1 protein-coding gene is annotated in these 1,790 nt (G+C 66.4%); it reads right to left on the bottom strand.

The window, feature by feature from the left end; all coding sequences use genetic code 11:
- Positions 1-1,126: 1,126 nt before the first annotated feature.
- Entirely contained in the window at positions 1,127-1,423 is a 297-nt protein-coding gene (locus ACIA73_RS39245; protein WP_399443772.1) for a hypothetical protein, read from the bottom strand.
- Positions 1,424-1,790 lie beyond the last annotated feature (367 nt).

The raw sequence follows: 1,790 nt of genomic DNA, 5'->3' as shown, positions 1-1,790 counted from the left end.
GTCCGGCTGGCCCGAAGGGTGACACCGGAGTGGCGGGACCCGCCGGCCCCAAGGGTGACACCGGAGCTGTCGGTGCAGCAGGGCCCAAGGGAGAGAAGGGTGACGCAGGGAAGGACGGGTCACCTTCCGCCGCCCGGGTGGTCAAGGCCTCTGGCACGGTGCCCATGAACCAAGAAATCAACCTGGACGCCACGTGCCCGGCGGGGACCACACTCACGGGCGGCGGAGCCGAGCAAGACGGCACCAGCGTCCGGATCATGAAGTCATTCCCGCTCAACGCCACCACCTGGCGCAGCACCCTCCGCAATGACCAGTCGCCGAACCGGGGCGTCCCGGTGAACACCTACGCCGTCTGCCTCCCCCTCAGCTGAAACCGGTCGGCCCCGCACCCCACGTAGCCGACCGTCTCGGTGGACCTTGAGAGCCCGCCCGAAACAGGTCAACAGCAGCGCCCCATGGCCGATGAGGGCTTGGGGCGCTGTACGCAGAAAGAAATGGCACGCCTTCGGCCTGCACTCGCTTGCCGGTCGGCCCGGATACGCCGGCAGCCCGGGGGGCTGGGCAAGGGGTACGGCTCCACCGGAGCCGCCTGCCTGCAGTGCACGGTGCGGGGCCCACTCTCGCGCACCGCACCCGCACATGTCAGCGACAAATGAGCCAACGCCCGCCTGAAACCACAGCAACTCACGACGAGGACCTGTCCCGGAGCCCGACGACCTGCTCCCGGCCCTGTCCCGCCAGCCTGGGCACTGATTCCGTCCTGCCAGCATCCGCAAAAGGCGCCCCTTGTTCTACGCCCCCGCGCATGACCCACCGGACACGGCCTAGTCACGAACGGGCAGGCGTGCAGACGTCACGGCTTCCGGTTCAACCAGCTGCGGTTCGCCCGCTCCGGCGTCGCAGGATCTCCCGTGCCAACTGCCAGACGGTCGCGACCTGCAAAACGCAAGCAAGACCAACCCACCAGACGGACTCGCCGGACAGATACGCTTGGACACCGCCCGTGAGAAGCACGCCGCTGACCAAGACTGCCACGACGGCGATCGACAAGCTGAAGCGATTCGTCACGCGCGAATTATCGCGATCAAACCCTCCCCCTGCCTAGTGCTCCAGCCGCACTTCTCCATTAGCGCTGGTCAGCGGCTTGGGTGTGGGGAGTGTAGCGGGGTGGGTCGGGGTGCGAGGCGGTCTTGGCGGACCAGCCGAGGCGGTGGGCGGCATCGTGGAGGGGCTGGGATACGAGCGTGATGAACAGGCGCTGGATCTCGTTGCAGGACGGTGGGACCACGCTGGCGGCTTTCAGGATCTCGTTCGTTCGCCTCAACTCGGCTGTCTCCTTGAGGAGTTGGACGAGCTCGGCGCGTTCTGCGGTGGTCAGCAGATCGGGCCGGCTGCCATGGTCGGCCTCGGCCTGGCGGATCACTGGCGAAGGGCAGATATTCGTGAGTCGCGGTATTCCAGAGCCCAGCTGTGTCAGCGGCGGAAATCACAGACAAACGCATCTGCTGGCTTGACGTGGCACTGCCTGTCAGTACGACTGGCGCTCTCCATGCCGCGCCGCTTTTTCTGTCGCGAACGCTGACGGGATTGGGCAGCGGGCCACACGGGCAATCTCCGTTCTGCGGACCGCCGGCCGAAGTGGAGCCCTTGCGACGCAAGCAACCACTGTCCGAGAGCAGGGAAAACTTCAGGGGTGGAGTTGGTGCAGAGTGGAACGGCGCTTGTCGGTTGCGACGCACTGGGGCAGCTTCATAGCCGTGGTCGATTCCGGTCGGTTGGTGCGTATCGAG

It is taken from the genome of Streptomyces sp. NPDC051561, from assembly GCF_044454195.1.
Lineage (GTDB): Bacteria > Actinomycetota > Actinomycetes > Streptomycetales > Streptomycetaceae > Streptomyces.
This window is presented reverse-complemented; position numbering and strand designations above follow the sequence as displayed.